The sequence below is a fragment of the Mycobacterium sp. genome, from assembly GCF_049281135.1.
In the GTDB taxonomy this organism is placed as follows: Bacteria; Actinomycetota; Actinomycetes; order Mycobacteriales; family Mycobacteriaceae; genus Mycobacterium.
This window is the reverse complement of record NZ_JBAPRN010000153.1, coordinates 1-2,877: the sequence shown is the minus strand read 5'-3', so window position 1 is coordinate 2,877 and position 2,877 is coordinate 1. Positions and strand designations below refer to the sequence as shown.

Annotated in this window: 3 protein-coding genes; all 3 read left to right on the top strand. The window is 65.6% G+C overall.

The features are described 5' to 3' along the window. Positions 1 to 218, top strand: a 218-nt coding sequence (locus WAN02_RS06390) for a hypothetical protein (protein ID WP_422263327.1), incomplete at its 5' end; no start/stop codon positions are given. 116 nt (positions 219 to 334) lie between these two features. After that, positions 335 to 1,978: an alpha/beta hydrolase gene (locus tag WAN02_RS06385; protein ID WP_422263326.1), complete on the top strand. Its 1,644-nt coding sequence runs from the start codon at positions 335 to 337 to the stop codon at positions 1,976 to 1,978. Between the two features lie 81 nt (positions 1,979 to 2,059). Then, positions 2,060 to 2,877, top strand: an 818-nt coding sequence (locus tag WAN02_RS06380) for a lipase maturation factor family protein (RefSeq protein WP_422263325.1), incomplete at its 3' end; no start/stop codon positions are given.

Below are 2,877 nucleotides of genomic sequence, written 5' to 3'. Positions count from 1 at the left end.
GAATGCGGTGGGTGCTGCGCAATCGTCCACGACGACGCGACGTCGTCACTCTGTGGTTGAGTGCCGGCGGGCTGATCCTGGCCGGTGCGGCGTTGTCGCGTCATCCGTGGCGATCCGTCGACGGATACGCGGGCCATTCGGCTGTAGTGCAACTGCTCGCGCTCATTTCACTTGCGGCACTGGCCGCTTCAACCGTGACGCGGCCTGCTGAGCGTTAACCCCCAGCTGTGCATGGGCATCCCGTTCCGCGGGCTTCGCACCGACATGTGAGTTGCACGACGTCTCCGCCGCTGTTACGGGATAGGCAGCGCTTCTTCCGGTGAGGTGGTGAGACGTGGCGTTGACGGTAGCCGACATCGATCGGTGGCGCGCCGAGTCGGTACGCGAGGTGTTCCACGCGGCCGGCGCGCGTGGGCACGCGACCCTGGAGGCCGCGCGAGAACTAGCCTCGCTAGCGGTCTTCGACACCTGGCAGGGCGCCACCGCACAAGCCCGCAGACACAGCAGCGCCTCGATCCGATCGGATCTCGACGCGCACGGCAACGAGTCGCTGGCGGTGGCCCGGGCGGCCGGCCGAGTGGCCGACGACATCGTGCACCTGCAGTCCGCGCTGCGCACGTTGCGACGCGACGCCGCCGAATTGCAGATGACCATCGACTGCCGTACCGACAAGGTGGTGCCGAGTTCGAATTTCGACGGTCCGCCGACAGCAGCGCTGATCGCCGAGATTCAGCTGCAACACCGGCTGGATACGATTGTGGCAGAGGCAAATTCAGCCGACCGGGAGTTGGCGTACGCGATCGACATGGCCGACGGGGATCGGCCGATTCCGCCGGGCCCACATGAAAATCGACCACTGATCCAGGACTCGCTGTCGCGGCCGTTGCCCGACGATCCGAAGCAGTTCAACGAGCTGTGGAATCAGCTCAGCCCCGAAGAAAAGGATTGGCTGTACAGCCAAGACCACGACATTGGCAACCACGCCGGAATGCCATGGGATTCGCCTGACCACTCGGGCAGAGACCACTACAACCGGTTGCACCTGGCAGAGCTCACGCAGCAATCCCAGTACGACGTCACTCGGATACAGCACGACATTGAACAACTGATGGCCGAACCCGACATCGACGACGGTGCGATCTACGCGTTGCAGTCACAACTGGCCGAGGCCCGACAACGCCTCGCCGGTTATCAGGCCGTCCAAGCGAGCTTGAAGTCCACCGACGGAGCGAAGCGTTACCTGGGTCTGCTCGACGAGCTCGGCCACGGCGCCGTGTCGATCGCGAACCCCGATACTGCGCGGCGCAATGCGATCTTCGTACCCGGCACCGGGCAAGATCTGAGCCGATTGGCGTTCAGCGACGAGAAGGCGATGGCCATGTACACCGCCGCCTTGACTGCCGACCCCGGCCTGGAACCAGGCGATGTCTCAGTGACGACGTGGATGGGGTATGACCGCCCCATGGATCTCAGCCGCGCGGCTTTCCCGCAGCCCGCGCAGGGCGGTGCGGATCGATTGTCGATCTTCGAAAACGGCCAGCGCGCCTCGCATGTCGGGCAGGCGTCCGTCGACACCGTGGTCGGCCACAGCTATGGCTCCACCGTGATCGGCGCGGCCGCCGCCGGCGGGCGTCACCTCGACGCCGACAATGTCATCGCGGTCGGAAGCCCCGGCATGCTGGTCGATCGCGCCGGCCGGCTGAATCTGCACCCCGGCGGCAACGTGTTTGTGATGCGTGCCGTCAACGACGCGAGCGGCGTGCGCGGCATCGTCACCGAATGGACGTTGGGCGCCGACCCGGCGGAGCCGGACTTCGGTGCCCAGCGGCTGGCCGCCGATCCCGGGCCGGCCGGGCCTTTCGGGCTACCCAGCGTCGCCGCGCACAGCAGTTACTGGTTGGGCGGCAACAAGGCGCTGGCGAACTTCGGTGCGGTGATCGCCGGCGTCGCGCCGCCGTACCTGGTCGGGCAGCGTTAGCTGCGAGCGCGGTGGTTTTGCGGTCTGCCGGACGGGTACGCGCGACAATAGGAATTCCATTCCTCACCAGGAGCGACGGACATGGGCTGGTTGAGCGCACCGGAATATTGGCTGAGCAGACTGATTTTGGAGCGCGGCATCGCGGTCGTGTATGTCTTCGCATTCGTCGCGGCCGCAAGGCAATTCCGAGCGCTGATCGGGGAGCGCGGATTGTTACCGGTGCCGCGTTTTCTGGTCCGCCACTCGTTCGCTCGAACGCCGAGCGTCTTCCACATCCACTACTCCGATCGGTTTTTCGCGACGGTGGCGTGGTCGGGTGCGGCATTGGCCGCAGGAATGGCAGCGGGACTGGCCGACGTGGTACCGCTCGGGGCGACGGTGCCGCTCTGGCTGCTGCTGTGGGTGGCGTATCTGTCGATCGTCAACGTCGGCCAGACATGGTACTCGTTCGGCTGGGAGTCGCTGCTGCTGGAAATGGGTTTCCTGGCAATGTTTCTCGGCAACGACCGGATCGCGCCGCCGGTGCTCGCGATGTGGCTCGCACGGTTGCTGCTGTTTCGGCTCGAGTTCGGCGCCGGCCTGATCAAGCTCCGCGGCGATTCCTGCTGGCGCGATCTGACCTGCCTGTACTACCACCATGAAACCCAGCCGATGCCGGGGCCGCTGAGTTGGTTTTTCCATCACCTACCCAAGCCGCTGCATCGGGTGGAGGCCGTGGGAAATCACTTCGCGCAACTCGTCGTCCCGTTCGGTCTGTTCGCCCCGCAGCCGGTGGCCGGTATCGCCGGAGCGATCGTCGTGGTCACCCAGCTGTGGCTGGTGGCGTCCGGTAACTTCGCCTGGCTCAACTGGTTGACGATCCTGTTGGGCTGCAGCGCGATCGACGCACGATCGGTGGC